The sequence below is a fragment of the Dolichospermum circinale AWQC310F genome, from assembly GCF_000426925.1.
Classification (GTDB): Bacteria; Cyanobacteriota; Cyanobacteriia; order Cyanobacteriales; family Nostocaceae; genus Dolichospermum; species Dolichospermum circinale.
This window is the reverse complement of record NZ_KE384677.1, coordinates 46,067-47,746: the sequence shown is the minus strand read 5'-3', so window position 1 is coordinate 47,746 and position 1,680 is coordinate 46,067. Positions and strand designations below refer to the sequence as shown.

The 1,680-nt window shown below is 39.8% G+C and carries 2 protein-coding genes; both read left to right on the top strand.

Translation table 11 applies throughout. The features are described 5' to 3' along the window. The first annotated feature begins 96 nt into the window (after window positions 1–96). The gene (gene rlmB, locus ACIR310F_RS22010) at window positions 97–969 is read left to right on the top strand and encodes a 23S rRNA (guanosine(2251)-2'-O)-methyltransferase RlmB (protein ID WP_155963112.1); all 873 of its coding nucleotides are present in this window, start codon (window positions 97–99) and stop codon (window positions 967–969) included. 168 nt (window positions 970–1,137) lie between these two features. Continuing rightward, window positions 1,138–1,440 (top strand): DUF1816 domain-containing protein, encoded by a 303-nt coding sequence (locus ACIR310F_RS0109700; RefSeq protein ID WP_028083669.1) that lies wholly within the window; start codon window positions 1,138–1,140, stop codon window positions 1,438–1,440. The last annotated feature ends 240 nt before the right edge of the window (window positions 1,441–1,680 follow it).

Sequence of the window (1,680 nt, the reverse complement as noted above, 5' to 3'; positions counted from 1 at the left end):
GCTGATAAATCCCCAGAAATTAGATTAAATAGAGAAGACAAGCCTTATACTCCTAAACCTCGCACCTCTGGCTATGGTTCTGAGCAGTCTTCAGAAATCACATTAGCTGAAGGTAAACCCTTCAATGCTAGATACCGTCCCTCTTACCCATCTTCTCAGCCGTCTTCAGAAATTACACCCACAGAAGAAAGTGATCTCATTTACGGTCGTCACCCAGTTTTAACTGCTTTGGAAAATAAACGTAGCATTAACAAGCTGTGGATTACTACCCGCCTCCGTTATGATCCCAGATTTCATCATTTGATTTTGCAAGCCAAGGATAATGGCGCAGTTATTGATGAAGTTGAACCAATGCGGTTAGACCAAATTACTGGTCGGGCTAATCACCAAGGAATAGCCGCTCAAATTTCTCCTTATTCCTATACTGAATTAGAGGATCTGATTACTAAGGCTAAATCTATTACTGATCCTGTAATTGTTGTTGCCGATGGTATTACTGATCCCCACAACTTAGGGGCAATTATTCGCACAGCAGAAGCTATTGGCGCTCATGGTTTGGTGATTCCCCAAAGAAGGGCCGCAGGAATTACTTCAACGGTGGTGAAAGTGGCAGCGGGAGCATTAGAAACCTTTCCTGTAGCTAGAGTTGTTAATCTTGGTCGGGCTTTAGAACAGTTAAAAGAAGAAGGTTTTTGGATTTACGGCACTGCTGTTACAGGTAGCGAACCATTGCAAAGCGTTAAATTTAGTGGTCCTGTGGTTTTAGTTGTGGGTGGTGAGGGTGAAGGTCTGGGAATGTTAACACAACGTTCTTGTGATGTTTTGGTATCTATTCCCTTACAGGGTAAGACTCCTAGCCTCAATGCTTCCGTGGCAACTGGTATGGCACTTTACGAAATTTATCGTCAAAAATCGCAAAATACGCTGTACTTTGATAAACTACAAACAATTGCTTTGAAAAAAGAATAATCAAAGGGTTTGAAACTGTTTGTAGTTAAACCAGTCGGGGTAAAATTGGACAAAGCTGATTTAGTGGACAAATATCCACGAAATCAGCAACTATAAAGAAATGTAAAAGATAATAAATTTAACCTGTTCTCACACACTCAGTCACACCTTTATCATTCAGCGGAAACCATGAAAACAATTTGGAATAACCTTCAAGAAGGGTTGATTAATACATTAAATGTCCTGGGACTTGCTTGGTGGGTTAAAATTATCACACAGAATCCCAAATGTACATACTACTTCGGTCCATTTTTCAGTTCTGTGGAAGCAAATCAAGCCAGTATTGGCTATATAGAAGATTTGGAAATTGAAGGAGCGCAGGGAATTATAGTCAATGTAGAACGTTGTAAACCTAGTGTGTTGACAATTGCTGAAGATTTGGGGGAATGGATTGACCGTAAAGTAAAGCCTGTCTTTAGCGGTCAAATATAGTCTCACAAGTAATTGGGCTGTCACCGTTCCCAGGATTAGCCTGGGAACGGTCTTTGTATAACGTTAAAATAGTACAAATATTGAAAATCTCAAAGATGCTATCAATTGTGTTTTAATGCCTGCCATTATTGATGCGAGAATAGCATTGATGCAAGCCATTAGAAAATAGTATAATCGAGGGTGATTTGGTATTTAATTCATCTCACCCTCTGCTGACTAGATGATGTAAAACAGTTAAAA

Coding starts and splice junctions, on each gene's coding strand:
- ACIR310F_RS0109700 (WP_028083669.1), top strand. CDS start 1,138: ATGAAAACAATTTGGAATAACCTTCAAGAAGGGTTGATTAATACATTA.